General features: G+C 30.6%; 21 protein-coding genes and 2 pseudogenes. 21 read left to right on the top strand and 2 right to left on the bottom strand.

Annotated features, from left to right (window positions below):
- The 21 genes and pseudogenes from CS898_RS06740 (at position 1) to CS898_RS06640 (ending at position 15,848) form a co-directional block, all read left to right on the top strand.
- Positions 1-402, top strand: a complete 402-nt coding sequence (locus tag CS898_RS06740) for a phage holin family protein (RefSeq protein WP_019125117.1) — start codon at positions 1-3, stop codon at positions 400-402.
- Positions 403-1,212, top strand: a complete 810-nt coding sequence (locus tag CS898_RS06735; protein WP_065735308.1) for an N-acetylmuramoyl-L-alanine amidase — start codon at positions 403-405, stop codon at positions 1,210-1,212.
- Between the two features lie 185 nt (positions 1,213-1,397).
- Positions 1,398-2,375 (top strand): C45 family autoproteolytic acyltransferase/hydrolase, encoded by a 978-nt coding sequence (locus CS898_RS06730; RefSeq protein ID WP_099208572.1) that lies wholly within the window; start codon positions 1,398-1,400, stop codon positions 2,373-2,375.
- Positions 2,369-2,542: a hypothetical protein gene (locus CS898_RS10180; protein ID WP_442478226.1), complete on the top strand. Its 174-nt coding sequence runs from the start codon at positions 2,369-2,371 to the stop codon at positions 2,540-2,542. Before CS898_RS06730 ends, CS898_RS10180 begins: the two co-directional genes overlap by 7 nt.
- Before the next feature lie 208 nt (positions 2,543-2,750).
- The gene (locus CS898_RS06720; protein ID WP_077074768.1) at positions 2,751-2,960 is read left to right on the top strand and encodes an SHOCT domain-containing protein; all 210 of its coding nucleotides are present in this window, start codon (positions 2,751-2,753) and stop codon (positions 2,958-2,960) included.
- Positions 2,961-3,019: 59 nt separating this feature from the next.
- On the top strand, positions 3,020-4,582 hold the full coding sequence (locus CS898_RS06715; RefSeq protein ID WP_099208570.1) for a recombinase family protein: 1,563 nt from the start codon (positions 3,020-3,022) through the stop codon (positions 4,580-4,582).
- Positions 4,575-4,991 (top strand): recombinase family protein, encoded by a 417-nt coding sequence (locus CS898_RS06710; protein ID WP_019125156.1) that lies wholly within the window; start codon positions 4,575-4,577, stop codon positions 4,989-4,991. Before CS898_RS06715 ends, CS898_RS06710 begins: the two co-directional genes overlap by 8 nt.
- The gene (locus tag CS898_RS06705) at positions 4,984-6,555 is read left to right on the top strand and encodes a recombinase family protein (RefSeq protein WP_099208569.1); all 1,572 of its coding nucleotides are present in this window, start codon (positions 4,984-4,986) and stop codon (positions 6,553-6,555) included. The genes CS898_RS06710 and CS898_RS06705 overlap by 8 nt, the downstream gene beginning before the upstream one ends.
- Before the next feature lie 325 nt (positions 6,556-6,880).
- Positions 6,881-7,006 carry an erythromycin resistance leader peptide gene (locus tag CS898_RS10175; RefSeq protein ID WP_135100604.1) on the top strand — a complete coding sequence of 42 codons (126 nt, stop codon included), beginning with the start codon at positions 6,881-6,883 and terminating at the stop codon, positions 7,004-7,006.
- A gap of 57 nt (positions 7,007-7,063) precedes the next feature.
- Positions 7,064-7,795 carry a 23S rRNA (adenine(2058)-N(6))-methyltransferase Erm(A) gene (gene erm(A), locus CS898_RS06700; RefSeq protein WP_019108019.1) on the top strand — a complete coding sequence of 244 codons (732 nt, stop codon included), beginning with the start codon at positions 7,064-7,066 and terminating at the stop codon, positions 7,793-7,795.
- Between the two features lie 216 nt (positions 7,796-8,011).
- Positions 8,012-8,536 (top strand): phosphotransferase, encoded by a 525-nt coding sequence (locus CS898_RS06695; protein ID WP_001176020.1) that lies wholly within the window; start codon positions 8,012-8,014, stop codon positions 8,534-8,536.
- A gap of 45 nt (positions 8,537-8,581) precedes the next feature.
- Positions 8,582-8,971 carry a cytidine deaminase family protein gene (locus CS898_RS06690; protein ID WP_001041171.1) on the top strand — a complete coding sequence of 130 codons (390 nt, stop codon included), beginning with the start codon at positions 8,582-8,584 and terminating at the stop codon, positions 8,969-8,971.
- On the top strand, positions 8,962-9,654 hold the full coding sequence (locus CS898_RS06685; RefSeq protein WP_019108018.1) for an MBL fold metallo-hydrolase: 693 nt from the start codon (positions 8,962-8,964) through the stop codon (positions 9,652-9,654). The genes CS898_RS06690 and CS898_RS06685 overlap by 10 nt, the downstream gene beginning before the upstream one ends.
- Before the next feature lie 468 nt (positions 9,655-10,122).
- Entirely contained in the window at positions 10,123-10,710 is a 588-nt protein-coding gene (locus CS898_RS06675) for a type IV toxin-antitoxin system AbiEi family antitoxin domain-containing protein (protein WP_002836884.1), read from the top strand.
- Positions 10,707-11,549: a nucleotidyl transferase AbiEii/AbiGii toxin family protein gene (locus tag CS898_RS06670; RefSeq protein WP_002837062.1), complete on the top strand. Its 843-nt coding sequence runs from the start codon at positions 10,707-10,709 to the stop codon at positions 11,547-11,549. The genes CS898_RS06675 and CS898_RS06670 overlap by 4 nt, the downstream gene beginning before the upstream one ends.
- 172 nt (positions 11,550-11,721) lie before the next feature.
- Complete coding sequence (locus CS898_RS10060; protein ID WP_002837016.1) at positions 11,722-12,903, top strand: FRG domain-containing protein; 1,182 nt, start codon at positions 11,722-11,724, stop codon at positions 12,901-12,903.
- Positions 12,904-12,988: 85 nt separating this feature from the next.
- Positions 12,989-13,328, top strand: a pseudogene (locus tag CS898_RS10120) (single stranded DNA-binding domain-containing protein); the annotation flags it as partial.
- Between the two features lie 145 nt (positions 13,329-13,473).
- A pseudogene (locus CS898_RS06655) lies at positions 13,474-13,690 on the top strand (helix-turn-helix domain-containing protein).
- Between the two features lie 79 nt (positions 13,691-13,769).
- A complete protein-coding gene (locus CS898_RS06650) occupies positions 13,770-14,225 on the top strand; it encodes a hypothetical protein (RefSeq protein ID WP_002836919.1) in 456 nt (151 codons plus the stop codon).
- On the top strand, positions 14,215-15,018 hold the full coding sequence (locus tag CS898_RS06645) for a hypothetical protein (RefSeq protein WP_002837011.1): 804 nt from the start codon (positions 14,215-14,217) through the stop codon (positions 15,016-15,018). The genes CS898_RS06650 and CS898_RS06645 overlap by 11 nt, the downstream gene beginning before the upstream one ends.
- A gap of 8 nt (positions 15,019-15,026) precedes the next feature.
- The gene (locus CS898_RS06640; RefSeq protein ID WP_002836907.1) at positions 15,027-15,848 is read left to right on the top strand and encodes an abortive infection family protein; all 822 of its coding nucleotides are present in this window, start codon (positions 15,027-15,029) and stop codon (positions 15,846-15,848) included.
- Positions 15,849-15,866: 18 nt separating this feature from the next.
- Here CS898_RS06640 and CS898_RS06635 read toward each other — a convergent pair whose 3' ends face one another.
- Both CS898_RS06635 and CS898_RS06630 read right to left on the bottom strand, forming a co-directional pair.
- The gene (locus CS898_RS06635; RefSeq protein ID WP_099208567.1) at positions 15,867-17,186 is read right to left on the bottom strand and encodes a relaxase/mobilization nuclease domain-containing protein; all 1,320 of its coding nucleotides are present in this window, start codon (positions 17,184-17,186) and stop codon (positions 15,867-15,869) included.
- 1 nt (position 17,187) lies between these two features.
- On the bottom strand, positions 17,188-17,544 hold the full coding sequence (locus CS898_RS06630) for a plasmid mobilization protein (protein ID WP_099208565.1): 357 nt from the start codon (positions 17,542-17,544) through the stop codon (positions 17,188-17,190).
- Positions 17,545-17,791 lie beyond the last annotated feature (247 nt).

Here is a 17,791-nt window from a genome sequence, read left to right as displayed (position 1 = left end):
ATGAATAAGTTTTTAGAAATACTAAAAGTATGTTTTACAGCTATCGGAGGATGGTTGGGATTTTATCTTGGAAGTGTAGATGCATTTATTTACACATTACTTGCTTTTGTAATAGCCGACTATTTGACGGGAGTTTTAAGAGCAGGGGTTGAAAGAAAGCTATCCTCATCCATAGGATTTAAAGGGATAGCAAAAAAGATTATGATTTTTATAGTTGTAGGAATAGCAAACCTATGTGATGTAAATTTAATTAAAGGTGATGGAACTATGATAAGAACAGCCATCATCTTTTTTTATATAGCAAATGAAGGGCTCTCTATTTTGGAAAACTCTGTAGCACTAGGCTTGCCAGTACCAGAAAAATTAAAAAGAGTATTAGAACAATTCAAGGAGGAAAAATAAATGAGTAATAGTCCATTAGTACAAGCAAGAATTCTTTCACCTAACCATAGTGGAAGAAGAAATCAAAAAATTACTAAAATAGCAATCCACCATGCGGCAGGAGTTATAAATGGTAGAAATCTTGCTGGAGTATTTGTGCCAAGGTCAAGACGAGCATCAGCTAACTACAATTTAGGGTCAGATGGAGTCATTGTTTTAGGAGTAGATGAATCTAACAGAGCCTGGACAACCTCGTCTTCTTGGTGTGACAATCGAGCAGTCACAATTGAAGTAGGGAACTCTACGAGGGGACCTCAGTGGTTAGTTTCTGATTATGTTTTAAATAGACTAATTGATTTAGTTACAGACATCTGCAGAAGAAATGGAATCTATCCTTGCACCTACACTGGAGGTAAGGATGGTGTCCTTCAAAAACACGAATGGTATAAAAGCACTAACTGTCCTGGTCCATATCTTGGCAGCAAGTTTCCATATATAGCAAATGAAGTAAATAAAAGACTAAGAGGCAATAATACTATTAGTAAACCGACAGGTGGACTATATAGAGTTAGAAAATCTTGGTCTGATGTAAAAAGCCAGAAAGGTGCATTTAAGAATTTAGATAATGCCAAAAGATGTGCCGATAGATTTGGTTTAAAAGTATTCGATGCAAATGGCAAGATAGTATATCCAGTTGGAAAGACAACCGATGAGTTAGCAAGAGAGGTTATAAGTGGAAAATGGGGTAATGGAGAAGAGAGAAAAAGAAGGTTAACTAATGCTGGATATGATTATTATGTTATTCAGAGAAGAGTAAACCAACTATTATAATATGTGAGTAAGAAGCCTGTGCCGATTTTGTTGCAGGCTATTTTTTATTTTGAAACATTTTAACTAATTTTAAATATCGGTGTTCAAACTTTAATTAATAAATCAAAGTATTGTATGAAATTTACAAGATTAAAATCATTGACAAAAAATTTTTATTAGAAGATACTTATCCTAAGGAGGGGAAAATGTATCATTCAAGATGGAAAGGCAGTCATTATGAAGCTGGATTTAAGTATGGAACTCTACTTTTTAAAAATAGTAAAACACCAAATTTTAGAAAACTAATAAATTCAGAAAAATTAGAATATTCAAAAAAAGCATATCAAATCTACAATAAATTTTATCCAGAGATTTTGGATGAAATACAAGGTTTTGGGGATGGATTAAAGATAGATTTTGATATAGTATTTGCGTTTTTATCATCTATGTATGTATTTACAGAAGATGCATTTTGTTCGTGTATAGGTATTTCTAATTCAAGAGGGATATTTCTTGCTAGAAATAGTGACTTTGACAAGAGCATAAAAAGCTTAACTGATAGTGCCTTTTATAGAATCGATAGTAGTTATTCTTTTATTGGTAACACAACAGCTATGATCCAAATGGAAGATGGAGTGAATGAGAAAGGCTTGGCATGTGGTTTAACTTTTGTCTACCCAACTGTTAGAGGGGTAGGATTTAATGCAGGCTTTTTAATTAGATATATTTTGGAGAAGTGTTCAACAGTTAATCAAGCTAGAAATTTTTTAGAAAATGTAGATATTGGGTCATCTCAGAATATAATAGTTATTGATAAAAGTGGGGAAATTTTACTTGCAGAATTGAATTCAAACGATAGATATTTTGAACAAATAAATGACGGATGTATATATAGAACAAACCACTTTATATCTAATAAGATGAACAAGTATAAAACCAACATCAAAGACGATATACATTCTCATGAGAGATATAAGACAATAGAAAATGCAAACTCTGATTTATTATACAAAGATGATATAAAATCACTTTTAAGTGGAGAGTTTGGTTTTATGTGTCAATATGATAAAAGTCAGAAATTTGATACCATTTGGTCATCTATATATGACTTAAAAGAAAATAAAATATATCGCTGTGAGGGAAATCCAAGTAGGAAAAAATATTCTATAGATCGTAGATGGTAAGAATCATTCATAAGGAAAGATATCCCATTATAAGAAAATCAATCGACAAATTAGCAAGAGAGGTTATAAGTGAGAAATGGGGGAATGGAGCAGAAAGAAAAAGAAGGTTAACTCAAGCTGGATATGATTATAAAGCGGTTCAGAAGAGAGTAAATCAGCTAATTTAATAAAACGATTAAGGCTTAATGGATTTTTAAATTAGAAATCCATTAAGCCTTTTTTTATTTTACCATCCTATTTCAGTATTTCTTATGGCATATATTAAGACCTTAATATTACTCAAAAACACACTCTATGTCCTAAGGAATATAGAGGAAAGAAAATTAGGGTTAAAAATAGACCTGATTTCTTTGCCTGTGATATAGGAGGTGGAGTATGAGAGTAGAAAAGTTTGAAGGTAGACAAGAAATTATAAAGACTGAATATACAGAAAGGGATTTAAAGGCAGAGCTTAATTTCTATCTATCAGATAAGTTCATCCAGGATCTCTTTCTTTTAGATGAAATTAGCCTTGAAGAATATAGAAAAATTAGGAGAGAAAACATTAAAAAATTCAGACCTATTCTTTCAGAATTATTACTATAAGACTTGATAAATACTCACTTGTACGGGAATATAGCACTAGCAGAAAGGAGGTTGAATGGATGAAAAAGATAACAATAATAGAAGCGAATCAAAAAGAAGAATCTACATTAAGAGTTGCTGCTTATGCAAGAGTATCGACAGATGAGGAAGCTCAGCTTGTGAGTCTTAAAACGCAAAAGGCACACTACGAAAAGATGATAGCAGAGAACAATTCATATACTTTTGCAGGTTTATACTTTGATGAAGGCATCACTGGAACCAAGAAAGAATGTAGAGATGGTCTTCTAAAAATGCTAAAAGACTGTGAAGACGGAAAAATAGATTTTATCCTAACCAAATCCATCTCAAGGCTTGCAAGAAACACGACAGATTGTTTGGAAATCGTAAGAAGACTCCTTGATTTAAACATTGGTATCTATTTTGAAAAAGAAAACATTGATACAAGAACTATGGAAAGTGAGTTGATGCTATCCATACTTTCATCCCTTGCAGAAAGTGAATCCAGGTCTATTTCAGAAAATAACAAATGGTCCATAAAGAAAAGATTTCAAAATGGAACTTTTATTATATCAAGCCCACCCTATGGCTATGAGAATATAGACGGAAAGATGGTAGTGAATGAAGAAGAAGGAAAAATCATAAAAGAAATATTTGAACAGTATCTTTCAGGTAAGGGAACGCACAAAATAGCAGAAGACTTAAATAAAAGAAAGATTAAAGGACAAAAAGGAGCAAAATGGCATGGGTCGACTATAAACGGAATCTTAAAAAATGAAAAATATATAGGCGATGTCATCTACCAAAAAACTTATACAGATGAAAATTATAAGAGACACAAGAATAAGGGAGAAGAAGACCAGTATAAGATAATAGACAACCATGAAGCCATAGTAAGTAGAGAGGACTTTCAGAAAGTTCAAGGCCTAATAAAGATAAGGGCTATAGCAAAAGAAAATGGGAAAAACACCAAAAGATATCAAAATAGATATAGCCTATCGGGGAAAATAAAGTGTGGCGAGTGTGGTTCAAGCTTTAAAAGAAGACATCACTATAATGGCAAAGAAAAATATATAGCTTGGACTTGCAGTGAACACCTAATAGATATCAACAAGTGCTCCATGAAGTTTATAAAAGACAAGGACATAAAAGTGGCTTTTATAACTTTAGTAAACAAGCTAGTCTTTGGAAAAGATAGAATTCTAATGCCACTCTTAGAATCTTTAAAGAGAGTGGACAGCAAGAAAGAAGTTGCGAAGATAAATAAAACAGAAGAAAGCTTAGAAAAACTAAGGGAAAGAAAAGAGGTTCTAAACAAACTTATAACTTCGGGAGTTTTAGATGCAAGTATTTACGCAAAAGAAAGCAGTGAAATTTCAAGTGAAGAAAGTCATCTACTCAGGGAAAAGGAAAGAATTAAAAAAGCCATCCTTGGAAATGATGAAGAAATAAGAGAACTTGAAAAATTAATAGAAATCTTAGGAAAAAGTGAAATGATAGATCACTTTGAAGATGACTTGTTTGAAGTAATCATTGCACACATACAGGTTGTCAATAGAGAGACTCTTGATTTTCATTTAAAGTGTGGACTTGTATTAAGAGAGGAAGTGAAAGAAGATGTCTAGACTATGCTATGGCTATACCATAAGAGACGGAAGATTAGAAATTGAAGAAAAAGAAGCAGAGAATATAAGAAAAATCTTTAAAAATTATCTTGCTGGAAATGCCCTTATAAAGTGTGCAGACCTTGCAGGCTTAAAGAAAAACAGTTCCAGTGTAAAAAGAATCCTAACCAATAAAAAGTATTTAGGAAATGATATCTATCCCAAGATAATAGATAGAGAAAGCTTTGAAAAGGCAGGTCAAATGTTAAAAGAAAGGGCAGTGGCCATGGGACGAGTTTGGGAAAAGGAAGAAGAGATTATTAAAGTTCCATGCAAGTTTAGGTATAAAGAGGAAGGAATTCTACCACTAGATCCTTTTGAACGAGCAAGCCACCAGTACAATTTAATCGAGGTGATAGATGATGAGTAGCAAGGTTATAGTTATACCAGCGAAGAAGAAAAAAGGAAATTCCATCAAGGAATCAGAAAAGAAGAAACTAAGGGTGGCAGCTTATGCAAGGGTATCAACGGACAGCGATGAACAGGCAACTTCTTATGACACTCAAATAGACCATTACACAAACTATATTAAGAAAAATCCAGATTGGGAATTTGCGGGAGTTTTTTCTGATGAAGGAATCAGTGGAACTTATACCAAGAAAAGAGCTGGCTTTAATAAAATGATTGAAGAAGCCATGGAAGGAAACATAGACTACATCATTACAAAGTCCATATCGAGGTTTGCTAGAAATACACTAGACTGCTTAAAGTATATTAGAAAACTAAAAGAGAATAACATCCCAGTTTACTTTGAAAAAGAAAACATCAACACTATGGATGCCAAGGGAGAAGTCCTCCTTACCATTATGGCATCTCTTGCTCAACAGGAAAGTCAGTCCTTATCTCAAAACGTAAAGTTAGGCTTTCAATATAGATTTCAACAAGGGCAAGTCCAAGTAAATCATAATAGGTTTTTAGGCTATACAAAAGACGAAGAGGGAAAACTTGTCATCGTTCCTGAAGAAGCAAAAATAGTAAAAAGGATCTACAGAGAATACTTGGAAGGAGCAAGCCTAAGAGATATAAAGGTGGGACTTGAAAAAGATAAGATAGTAAATGGAGCAGGAAATAAGAAGTGGCATGTATCAAACCTCAATCAAATATTAACTAATGAGAAATATATGGGGGATGCCCTCTTACAAAAAACATACACTGTAGATTTCCTGAATAAGAAGAGAGTAAAGAATGATGGAATAGCACCTCAATATTATGTAGAAAATAGCCATGAAGCCATTATACCTAAAGAAATCTTCATGCGAGTCCAAGAAGAAATTGATAGACGAGCTAATATGGTAAGTGGTAAAGGGAAAAGAAGAATTTATTCGAGTAAATATGCCCTTTCAAGTATTGTCTATTGTTCTAAATGCGGAGATATTTACAGGCGAATAGCATGGAATAACAGAGGAAAAAAATACACTGTTTGGAGGTGTTGTACAAGAGTAACCCATGGACCAGATGCCTGCCATGCAAGAACAATAAAAGAAGAAGACCTACAAGAGGCAGTTGTAGAAGCCATCAATCAACTTATATCTGAAAGCAGTGAATTAAAAGAAACAATAAAAGAAAATATAGAAAAAGCCATCACAGGTGATGGAAGTGGCCAGATAGAAGAAATAGATAAAGAAATGTTGAAAGTGCAAGAAGAGCTTTTAAAAGTAGCTAATGCCAAGAAAGATTACACAGACCTTGTAGAAAGGGTGGAAGAGTTAAGAAATGAAAAAGAAAAGATACTCCTTGAAATGGCGGAAGAGAAGAATGAACAAAGCAGGCTAAAGGAATTAGAAGAGTTTTTAGACAATCAAGAATTAGAAATAGAAAGTTATGATGAAGAATTGGTGAGGAAACTTATAGATAAGATAGTAATTTATGAAGAAAATTTAAAAGTAGTGTTTAAATCTGGACTTGAGGTTGAAATTGACAAGGATAAAAAGTAAATATACAATATAACTAACAGCACCCGACACGCCTCTTAACAATGCGAACCACGTTGAAGCAGCAATTCTGATGACGTATTGTGGTTTGGACAAGGAATAATAGGAGTCAACCACAACATGTAGTGGTTTGAGTACGAAAATTGGGTCAAAAACAGGCTAAAAAATACCGTTTTTTGACCCTTTTAAATAGGGCATTTGACAGATGACATTTGATGTTTCGGTATTAAAAATCCATAGGGTGAGGTAGATTAGCACAGAACTTTATTGAATAGAGAAATTAAAAGTGATATAATCAGTTGCATAAGGAGGAGTTAAATATGTGTACATGTATTGCAGTAGTAGATATTACTTTATCTCATTTATAATGAAAAAAATTAAAGGAGGTAAAGGTATGGGTATGTTTTCTATATTTGTTATTGAGAGATTTAATTATCAACCAAACCAAAAATAATTGGTTATAATGAGCTCTTAAGATTAGTTCATTATAACCGGCAAGGAGAAGGTTATAATGAAACAGAAAAACCCGAAAAATACGCAAAATTTCATTACATCTAAAAAGCATGTAAAGGAAATATTAAAATATACGAATATCAATAAACAAGATAAAATAATAGAAATTGGGTCAGGAAAAGGACATTTTACCAAGGAACTTGTGGAAATGAGTCAACGGGTGAATGCTATAGAGATTGATGAAGGTTTATGTCATGCCACGAAAAAAGCAGTTGAACCTTTTCAGAATATAAAAGTTATTCATGAGGATATTTTGAAGTTTAGCTTTCCTAAAAATACAGACTATAAAATATTTGGTAATATTCCCTACAATATTAGTACTGATATTGTAAAAAAGATTGCTTTTGATAGTCAAGCGAAATATAGCTACCTTATTGTAGAGAGGGGATTTGCTAAAAGGTTGCAAAATACCCAACGAGCTTTAGGTTTGCTGTTAATGGTGGAAATGGATATAAAAATTCTTAAAAAAGTGCCACGAGCATATTTTCACCCTAAGCCTAATGTAGATTCTGTATTGATTGTACTTGAAAGGCATAAACCATTTATTTTAAAGAAGGACTACAAAAAGTATAGATTTTTCGTTTATAAATGGGTAAACAGGGAATATCATGTTCTTTTTACTAAAAATCAATTAAGACAGGTGCTGAAGCATGCGAATATTACTGATCTTGATAAATTATCCAATGAACAATTTTTGTCTGTTTTCAATAGTTACAAATTATTTCAATAAATTAAAAATAATTAAGCGTTCTCTAACTTTAAGAGAACGCTTAATCTTATTACATTGAAAAATGCATTCTATTATTTTCAATTATTATGATATAACATAACTATCATTTTACTTATTTGCATATTTGCACGAAAATATAGTTATCGACGACTATTCTGATAATAGCAACTAATATAGTCAATGATAACTCAAAATTTATTGATATAGTAGGTATATGTGCAACTAATTAGGGAAGATTTTAGTTTGCCATTTCTGAAACAGCTAAAACAAGTATTGCGTAAAGAATGCGCCAGTCTTCCCATGGACTTAAAATGCTTGCTTGGGGCACACATAAAACCCCTTGAACAATCTATTGACAGAGTTGAAGGACTGTCGGAGATTCTAAGACGAAGTAATCCTAAAATGGCCCTATGCCATACAGATATTCATAATTGGAACTTGATGCAACGGGATGAGCAGTTAGTTCTAATTGACTGGGAAGGCTTGAAATTGGCTCCAGTAAAAGCTGATCTCATGTTTTTTGTTGATAAGCCATATTATGATGTATTTATGAACATATACCTGAAATTACACAAAGATTTTTTAATCAATACGGATGCTTTGTTATTCTATCATATTAGACGTAAACTAGAAGATATATGGGAGTTTATTGAACAACTTTTATATGACAATCAAGAGGATAAGGAAAGAAATGAAACTATAAAAGTTCTTGATGGTGAACTGAATAACTTAGTGTTTTGAAAAAAGAATAACGTATTATTAAGCTAAATAATATTGGAGAAGAAAATGAATAAACAAGAATTATATCAAATTGCTTTCAGTATAATTAATCATAAAAAGTTACGGAACTTTGGAACTTCAGGGCATGTTGCGTGCGCGTTGGAGACAAATAGCGGTAACATCTTTACAGGAATATGCATTGACTTGCCCTGTTCTATTGGCTTATGCGCTGAACAGTCAGCTATTGCTGAAATGGTAAAGAACAATGAAACTGCAATCAAAAGGATTATCGCTGTATTTGAAGATGGGAGTATACTTCCACCATGTGGAAGGTGCAGAGAGTTTATTGCACAGATAGATAATCAAAATATAGAGACCCAAATTGTATTACCTGAAATGGAAGAAGTGTTGCTGAAAGATTTATTACCAGAAAGGTGGGATGGCAAATGGAACTGAAAAAGATAACTAGCAGGGTCTTTTATTATCCACATCAACCAGAAACTGATAGGCCTATGTTGGCATACTTAAATGGAGATAAAATTGCACTTGCCATTGATGCAGGAAATTCAGCAGACCATGTTGATGAATTTTATAAATCCCTAGAAATCGAGGACCTAAAGAAGCCAGATTTTACTGTCATCACTCATTGGCACTGGGACCATACCTTTGGAATGCATAAAATTCACGGATTGTCCATTGCACACCATAAAACCAACGAGTTTTTGAAACAGGAAAGAGCCAAACTATCTGACAGTGCATATATAAAATTTTTGATAAATGATGATGAGTGCCTAGCTAGAGAATATGTAGATAATAAAAGAATTATTGCCGTTCTATCGGATATCCAATTTGAAAAAGAGCTTACCCTTAATCTCGGTGGAATAACCGCAATGATTTTTCATACGGTTTCACCCCATTCGGAAGATACGGTGCTTATCTATATTCCTGAGGAAAAAATATTGTTCTTGGGAGATTCAACAAGCGAGGATTTCTACAATGATGGGTATATGGATAAAGAAAAATTAATGTCATTAACAAATTTGATAGAAAGTTTCGACTGTAAGTATTGTATTTTAAGTCATGCAGAGCCTCTAACTAAATCAGATTTATTAGATTACTTAAAATCCATTCTAAAATAATAATCCATGAGGTGTATTGATATGTTCCCGTCTACCGATAGCTCCAAAAACGCAGTGGATATGTTCCCGAGAACGGACACACTCAAATGACATTCATTCTATCCTCTCAAGCCATGTGGAGACTATAGCGTTGATACAAAAGATATAAATTTAGAAATCCTGCATTTTAAGCAGTTTTATAAGCATTTTGTCTTCGATAAAGATGAAGAAGGATACGTCAAAAAGACCCAAAAAAACTGCATGGACGTAAGAGTAGTTTTGCAACTGGTATGAGGAGACACAAAGAAAAATATAATAAGATAAACTCATTTTGTACTTTCTACAAGAGTAGCTTAAAAGGCTGCTCTTTTTTATTAAAGGTAGTAATATTTCGTTACATCCTTTTTCAAAAAATGGAAAACTCATAAGCAACTTTACATATTCGCTTTTATAACATATAATAAAAGCGTAAACGAGAGGAGGTGGACTATGAATACACTTAAAGAATATATACAAGAAAATTTAGTAATAACCAACAAAGAAGCAGAAGACCTTGGATATACTAGGCATAATCTATCAGAATTAACAAAAATCGGACAATTAGAAAGATTAAGACCAGGACTATATCAATTAAAAGGAAAAGTAATAGACGATTTTGTTTTAATATCATCAAATAGCAATCGAATTATATTTTCCCATCAAACAGCCCTATATCTACATGACCTATCAGATAGGACCCCAAATGTATTTCATATATCTGTACCCCAAGGCTACAATGCCAGCCATATCAAAAAGAGGTACGAAGATCTACAAGTTCATTATGTAAAAAGAGATTTATACGAACTAGGAAAGACAGAAATAAAATCACCACAAGACAACCTTATTCCAGTTTACGATATAGATCGAACGATTTGTGACATCATAATCGACAGAGGAAAAATAGATAAGCAAATTTTCACAGAAGCCATAAAAAGATACTTTAAATCACCAAATAAAAATCTAAGACGACTCATAAAATACAGTAGACTATTTAAAATAGAAGATGAAATTAGAAAATATATGGAGGTATTATCGTGATTAATATCGAGAGTATAAAGGGCAAGATAAGAAGTCTGGCAGAGAAGAAAAATCTAAAGTCTCAAGAAGTTCTGCAAATATATTTCTTTGAAAGATTTTTAGAAAGACTATCTAAATCACCATACAAAAACAATTTTGTAATAAAGGGAGGATTCCTTATATCATCATTAATTGGCATTGAAAATAGAACAACTATGGACATGGACACAACCATAAAAGGCATAGCTCTAAAAGAAGAAAAAATAAAAGAAATCGTAGAAGAAATCATAAATATCAATGTAGACGATGGAATAAAATTTGAAATAAAAGACATCTCTTATATTAGAGAAGAAGACGAGTACGAAAACTTTAGAATTTCACTAATAGCAAATGTTAGGAAAACTAAAAACCCAATGAAACTAGACTTAACAACAGGAGATGCAATAACACCAAGGGAAATAGAATATACCTATCCCTGTATCTTTAGCAAAGAAGATATAAAAATAATGGCATATCCATTAGAAACAATATTAGCAGAAAAATACGAAACCATAATCAGAAGAAATATAACAACAACACGAATGAGAGACTTTTACGACTTATACACCCTCTACAAACTAAAAAAAGATGAGATAGATTATGAAATTTTAAAAGAAGCAATAGAGAGAACCTCAAACAAAAGAGGAAGTCAGGAGATAATTAAAGACTATGAGGAAATAATCGAGGACATAAAAGAAGATTCATACCTGAGATCCTTGTGGGAAGTATATCTCATTGAAAATAAATACATTGGAGATTTGATCTTTGATAAGGTAGTTGATGTAGTGACAATTCTATCAGATAGGATTAATGAGCTGTAATTTAACAGACACTGTCTGGCAAATCATAGGCAAGAAAATATTAAAGACTAAAGAAGTGGAATTAATCTAATTCTTTTTTACCTTTTGATCAGAGTATTTAAAACTAAGAAATTGTATGTCAATTGTTCAGCCTAAGTAGATAATAAAAAAGTGTAAACAATAAGGAGGTAGTATGGAAGTATTAAGAGCTCGCAGTTTATATGATTATATTAAAATTCTTAAAGAAAAAAATTTATTGGATGCATATTTTAGGGGAGAATCTAGGAAATATACAAATATTGCAGCATCATGTTATAGAGATAATTTTAATGACTCAGATAGATCTATAATTGATGAGATGATAGATGAATATTTCTATGAGGTTAGTGCACAATTAAGTGATATTGAAAAGTCAAATTTTATATCTTATTCACAACACCATGGATTGCCTACAAATTTAATAGATATTACAAGTTCAGCTTTAGTAGCTTTATACTTTTCATGTTGTGATAACTTTGAATACACAGGATATATCCATGTATTTAAGAAAAATAATTTCATAAAATTTAGTGATGAAATTTCAGGAAGAAAAATACAATACTTTTATAATGATTTAATCGAACAAAATGAAACAAAAGTTATGTTTTATAATAAATTATTAAAATTTTATAAGAATAATAGAAAAGGATTCATAATTTCATTATCTAATAATTTAAATATGATCAAAGTTTTATTAAAAAAAAGTAAACACAATGCATATACGTCTGAAATAATAAAAGCTGTAGATTGGTATGATAAGGGAATTAAAGAAGGATACATTATGGATAGGCCAAATGAATTAAATCAAAGGCTACTTCAAGTATTTCTTAAAAACAAAAATGAAGAGTTGGATATGTGGAGGGATATTTTTTTCCAATTATCAAAATTAAAAAATTATTCATTTGAACTAAAAATACAGAAATTAGAAGATTATGTAATAATATATTTAACAACTTTTATATATTTGTTAATTAAAAAGTATGGTAATAATATTTATGAAGTACCTGATTTTCCAATGATATTATATTACCCTAATATTAATTTTGATAGAATGACATTACAATCTGGTAGATTTATTTATCAAAATATTTTATATTCACCATTTAATATTTTGAATAAACAAGAAAAGAGGGATTATATACAGAAAATAGTTCCTGATATTTCCATAGAAATTGAAAATAAAATAGAAATTGTAAAAGATTTAGATTTATTAGGGATAAATAGAAAAAAATTATTTAACGATCCTGATAACATAGCTAAATATGTGTATAAAAAGAGTAAAGTAAGAAAATCAAAATTTGAATTACTAGAAGATTTTTATATAGAAGAGGTATAAGAAATTATCCTTTTATTTAAATTCTACATTAAACAAAGAAGATATTTAAAATTGAATCAGTGTTGGAGTCAAATACGATACTATAGAAAACTTTAAAGTAAGTAATTTTCAATTATTTATAAAGATGACGATGGAAATAAAGCTTATACCAATTGTTCAGCCTATGGAGATAAGACAAAAGATTTAGAGAATCTTAAACAAGGCGATTTTGTTAAAATCTTCGGACAAGTAAAAACAAGTATTGATAACAACGGGAAAGAACATAAAAATGTTCGTATTTTGTCTTCTAAGCTATTAAAAACAAAAGAACAAGTAAAGAGTCAAGAAAAGATAAAAAGTCCATATTAGGGTAAATAAAGAGCTTTAAGACAGATGACAAAGCTAGGTCAAATAAGAAAGACCATAGCAAAGGTGCAGAAAGATAAATAACGGCGGTCTTCGGACTGTCTTTATTTTTTTGCTCGTTTTAACGCAGTGAATCATATAATTGAAAGGAATCAGTGTTATATGCTATAATTAAATAATTAATCCATACGTTTAGAAAGGTAAAATATAGTATTGGAGAATGATATGGGATTTTCATATAATAAATTAAGGAAGTTATTAATAGATAAAAATATGAAAAAAAGACTTACAATGTGCAATAGCAACAACTCCCAAGACAATAGCCAAGATGGGAAAAGATGAAAATGTAAGTTTAGAAACATTAGGGAAGATTTGTGAGTATTTTCAATGTTATATTGGAGATATTATTGAATATAGGAGAAATGATAGAGATATATCTTAATATAAATCTTGAATATGATTTAGATTGTGCTTTTGATAATAGAAAGTTGTTAAAATTTAATTAGTAGAGGTAGTTAATGATGAAAGATTTTGAAACGCTAGAAATAAGTATTCCAGCGGATTCTGATGGTTATGTTTTATTAAAGTGCCCATCTTGTGGAGAGAGATTTATGCTTCTTGTAGATGATATAGAAGATGACACAAATTTAGATATTTGGTGTCCGAACTGTGGTTTAAAACACCAAGACTATTTAGATGATGAAACAATAAATCTAGCGGAGAGGATGATAGAGAACAAAGTAGCTGATATATTAAATGAATTTTCAGCCACTATGAAAAAAAGTTTCAAAAACTCAGAAATTAGAATTAAAACCGAGAAAATTAAAAAGCAGCCAGAGATACCCATAGGACGAAAAACTGGAGATTTTGAAGAAAAATATTATGAGTGTTGCAAGAAAAAAGCAAAAATTAGTAGCATAAAAAATCTTGAGGGTGGATATTGTCCTTTTTGTGGGGAGATTGTAGATGGAGATTAATAAGAAAGAACTAAGAAAAATCAGTAGAAAATTTAGAGGATTGGGTTCAGATGTAATTAATGCAGATTATAGGGAACAAATCGACCTCCTAAGAGAATTTATAGATTATGTAGATAAGACATCTTTGATAAAAAATTATATTGAAAGTTTCAAATATGATATAGGTGATTTAGAGGAAAGTATAAATAATGTATATTCATCTTATGGTAGACAATGTTTAGATTTGGGAAGTAATACTGGAAAAAGATTGTATCTTTTATACTCTACTTTTAAATACATTTTAGAAAATAATTTAAACACCATTAACTTTGGGTGGTTTTACGCTAATAGCAACAAGTATCAAGATATGGCACAAAGCTTTGGGAATAGAATGGTTTATCCATTTATTTCAGGGATTGAAGAATATATTAAAGATATAGCAACTGATATGGGTTACGATGACAATAATAAATATGAAATTAACATAAATAGTTCTGGTGTTCAGGTAAATTTAGCTAGTGATAATTCATCTATAGATGCAATACAAAATAATTACTTAAATAAGAATGAAATTGATGAAGAAATATCAAAATTGGAAATCCTATTGGAAAATATAGATGACGAAGATAAACGAAGTATTTTAATGGGAAATATGGAGTTGATAAAAGGAGAAGTAGTCAAAGCAAATCCTAACAAAAATCTATTAAAAACGAGCTTTAATTCGTTAAAATTTATGATCGGCTCCATAGCAACACTTCCAGATTTTATTGAAGGTATAAACAAATTAGGTTCATTACTAGGAATTATAAAGTAGGTTTAACTATGCTTAGTTATATAGAAAAAGGATATCTTGATGAATTATTTAATAGAGGTGGCTATGTTCTAGATTTTTCTACGAATGATTTTGATGAGTTTACATTTCAAAGTATAGGGATAAGATTATGTGAAAAATATCATTTGTCAAAAGGAAAGTCACTTAGAGAATTTACAAACGAGGGTGATTCTTATAAAATTGCTAAACTATATAAAGATCTTTTAGAGTTTTACTCTGTTTATTTTAGTGATGAGATAGAAGAAAATAAAAAAAATAATAGAGGAACTTCATTCAAATCTCTATACATTAAGTGTAAAGATATTATTAATCGAGAATTATCAAATAGCTCAAATCTTATGTCAGAAGCAGAAGTTTTGAAAATTAAATTCTCATCTGAATATATTAATTCTCAAATTGATTTAATGCTAGAAATGGTGGATAGAAATCCCACAGAAGCAATAGGAAAGTCAAAGGAACTACTTGAAAGTTGTTGCAAGGAAATTTGCAATAATTTAGGAGAGAATAAAAAAGATAACTTAAAATTAACACAATTAGTTAAAGAAACCTTTAAGTGTTTAAAAATTCCAAATGAAAGCATGATAATTGATGAAACTGAAGACAAAATAGTAAAGCAAATTACAGGGAGTTTAAATGGACTTGCTTCAGGAATTAACGATCTTAGAAATCATTATGGAAGTGGACATGGAAGAGAAAGGAATTTTAAAGCTTTGAGTAAAAAACATGCAGAACTTTCTGTGGGTGCGAGCATAACATTGACTAGATATCTTTGGGATTCTTTTAGAGAAATCGAAAATAGTAAAAATTTATAAGAGAAAGAAGTGAAGATGTTACCTCTCCACCTCTTTTCCATAATAATTTTCATAGTTTTTCCTATAATGAACAAGGTCAGAAAATTGTTCTTTATTCAAAGAATACTCTTGCATAAGGGTGTTCTTTTTTTCTTGCAGTTTATCGAGAGTGGATAGTATTTCTTTTGTGTTTTGTAGTTTTTTATAGTTAACTAAAATTTCTTTAGCTGCTATTTTATAAACAGAAAGTTCACTATAATACTCTTCTGCAAATTGCTTATCTTGAGGATTTTTCTTGTGGTATTTGTAGATTTCACGATACTTATTTATAGTATTTATATTTTCCATATCCTGGGATAAACTCTTCATTTCAGTTTCAATTTTCTTTATTTTATCTAATAAGTCTTGTCTATCATCAGCAGATTTTTTGATTAGATCATCGAGTTGGGTAATTGAATTAATGCCTTGCTCTCGAAGTTTAATTATTAAATCAGCCATTGTTTTGATATTATGTTTTCTTGCCCAAACTTCATAGCCTTTAGAGGATTGAGCTTTTTCATTAGTAGATATATCAATAACATTTCCTACTCGTTTTTTAGTAGGATTAGCTTTAATTTTAATTGCTAAATCTATTCTTTCTTTGATTTTTTCTTCAGTATAATCTTCTCCGATAGTCTTTGCCCTTGTAAATCTTTGCTTATCTTTATGGCGAAAAGCAATGTGTTTACCAAATTTAATTTCATAATCAAGAGATTTCATATTTTCTAAAAATTCTTCCCAAGATTTAGATTTATTAATCATTCTATCTATATCAAATTGTAGTTTTGACTTCCAAGAATTTCCTTTCTTACTTTGGTCAAACTCATACCAAGATTTACCAGAAGTTTTATATTTTCTTTTGTAAGCTTCATAATATTTATCAATGACTGAAAGCTTATTTTCTTTACATAATTCGTCACTTTGAAACCTGATTTTATGATAAGATTTTTTATTAGATTGGTAGCATTTGCCAGTCTTGTAATTAACATTATTAAAAATAATATGGTTATGGATATGCCCTCTATCTATATGAGTTGCAAGAACAAATTCATAATCTTCTTTTAAAATTTTCTTACATAATTCCATTCCAATTTCGTGAGCTTTTATAGGATTAACCTCTCCTGGTAGAAAAGATTGGATTAAATGTCTAGCCAAAACTGTACCTTTAGTATCATTGTCTTCTCGTGTTTTTATAAATTGAATATGAGCAGTAGATGGATGACATTTAAATGAAGATACTAAGATTTTTTCACTCTTAGTAATGTAGTCTATTGCCGAATTTAGAGTTGATTTTATAGGATGTATCTTTGTAATTGCCATACTAATCACCAGAACTTTCTTTTGATTTACTAAGAAGTAGGGAATGGATCTGCCATATTTCTCTTGATAATTTTTCTATCTGCTTATTCATAGATTCAATTTCATTCTTGTAAATAACACCAGTTGTATTAGTAGCTTTTGCAATCTGGTTTATATTATTTGTTGCATTTGAAAGTAGCCATTGTAGGTTTCTGAATGGTTCTAAATCTACAACATAAATTTCTTTTTCTAAGACACATTTTCTAAGAAAGTGGGACATAGTTTTGCAATTAGCAAGTTTCATTTTTTTTTCAAAAACTTCTTTTTCTTCTTTGGTTAGTTTTATTTCTATTCTTTCATTTCTAAATCTATTTGCCATTTTATTCTCCTTTATAAAATATATTTCGGGGTCTTAGGGCTCTCCCTAACAAGGTAAAAATTAAAAAAATGGAGCATTCCGTAAAGGTTTGCTCCATTAATTTTTTCGTAAGTGTCCGTACACTTACTGTGCTTGCTCATATACTAATAGTATAAGAACAGCTTTAAGCATAGTTCTTAAAAATGAACCTAATCATCTATGATAAAATTATAGATATTAGGGATGAAATGGGATTGTTTTATGTGCT

Origin of the sequence: Urinicoccus timonensis (assembly GCF_900232945.1) — a bacterium.
Taxonomy (GTDB): domain Bacteria; phylum Bacillota; class Clostridia; order Tissierellales; family Peptoniphilaceae; genus Urinicoccus; species Urinicoccus timonensis.
Note: the sequence above shows the minus strand (reverse complement) of the source record. Positions and strands in the feature narration are given on the sequence as shown.

Excerpts from the sequence above, each read along its gene's own strand:
- CS898_RS06705 (WP_099208569.1), top strand. The coding sequence starts at position 4,984 with ATGAGTAGCAAGGTTATAGTTATACCAGCGAAGAAGAAAAAAGGAAAT.
- CS898_RS06650 (WP_002836919.1), top strand. The coding sequence starts at position 13,770 with ATGAAAGATTTTGAAACGCTAGAAATAAGTATTCCAGCGGATTCTGAT.
- CS898_RS06735 (WP_065735308.1), top strand. The coding sequence starts at position 403 with ATGAGTAATAGTCCATTAGTACAAGCAAGAATTCTTTCACCTAACCAT.
- CS898_RS06640 (WP_002836907.1), top strand. The coding sequence starts at position 15,027 with ATGCTTAGTTATATAGAAAAAGGATATCTTGATGAATTATTTAATAGA.
- CS898_RS10060 (WP_002837016.1), top strand. The coding sequence starts at position 11,722 with ATGGAAGTATTAAGAGCTCGCAGTTTATATGATTATATTAAAATTCTT.
- CS898_RS06740 (WP_019125117.1), top strand. The coding sequence starts at position 1 with ATGAATAAGTTTTTAGAAATACTAAAAGTATGTTTTACAGCTATCGGA.
- CS898_RS06730 (WP_099208572.1), top strand. The coding sequence starts at position 1,398 with ATGTATCATTCAAGATGGAAAGGCAGTCATTATGAAGCTGGATTTAAG.
- CS898_RS06630 (WP_099208565.1), bottom strand. The coding sequence starts at position 17,544 with ATGGCAAATAGATTTAGAAATGAAAGAATAGAAATAAAACTAACCAAA.
- CS898_RS06710 (WP_019125156.1), top strand. The coding sequence starts at position 4,575 with ATGTCTAGACTATGCTATGGCTATACCATAAGAGACGGAAGATTAGAA.
- CS898_RS06635 (WP_099208567.1), bottom strand. The coding sequence starts at position 17,186 with ATGGCAATTACAAAGATACATCCTATAAAATCAACTCTAAATTCGGCA.
- CS898_RS06690 (WP_001041171.1), top strand. The coding sequence starts at position 8,582 with ATGAATAAACAAGAATTATATCAAATTGCTTTCAGTATAATTAATCAT.
- CS898_RS10175 (WP_135100604.1), top strand. The coding sequence starts at position 6,881 with ATGTATTGCAGTAGTAGATATTACTTTATCTCATTTATAATGAAAAAA.
- CS898_RS06685 (WP_019108018.1), top strand. The coding sequence starts at position 8,962 with ATGGAACTGAAAAAGATAACTAGCAGGGTCTTTTATTATCCACATCAA.
- CS898_RS06645 (WP_002837011.1), top strand. The coding sequence starts at position 14,215 with ATGGAGATTAATAAGAAAGAACTAAGAAAAATCAGTAGAAAATTTAGA.
- CS898_RS10180 (WP_442478226.1), top strand. The coding sequence starts at position 2,369 with ATGGTAAGAATCATTCATAAGGAAAGATATCCCATTATAAGAAAATCA.
- CS898_RS06715 (WP_099208570.1), top strand. The coding sequence starts at position 3,020 with ATGAAAAAGATAACAATAATAGAAGCGAATCAAAAAGAAGAATCTACA.
- CS898_RS06720 (WP_077074768.1), top strand. The coding sequence starts at position 2,751 with ATGAGAGTAGAAAAGTTTGAAGGTAGACAAGAAATTATAAAGACTGAA.
- CS898_RS06675 (WP_002836884.1), top strand. The coding sequence starts at position 10,123 with ATGAATACACTTAAAGAATATATACAAGAAAATTTAGTAATAACCAAC.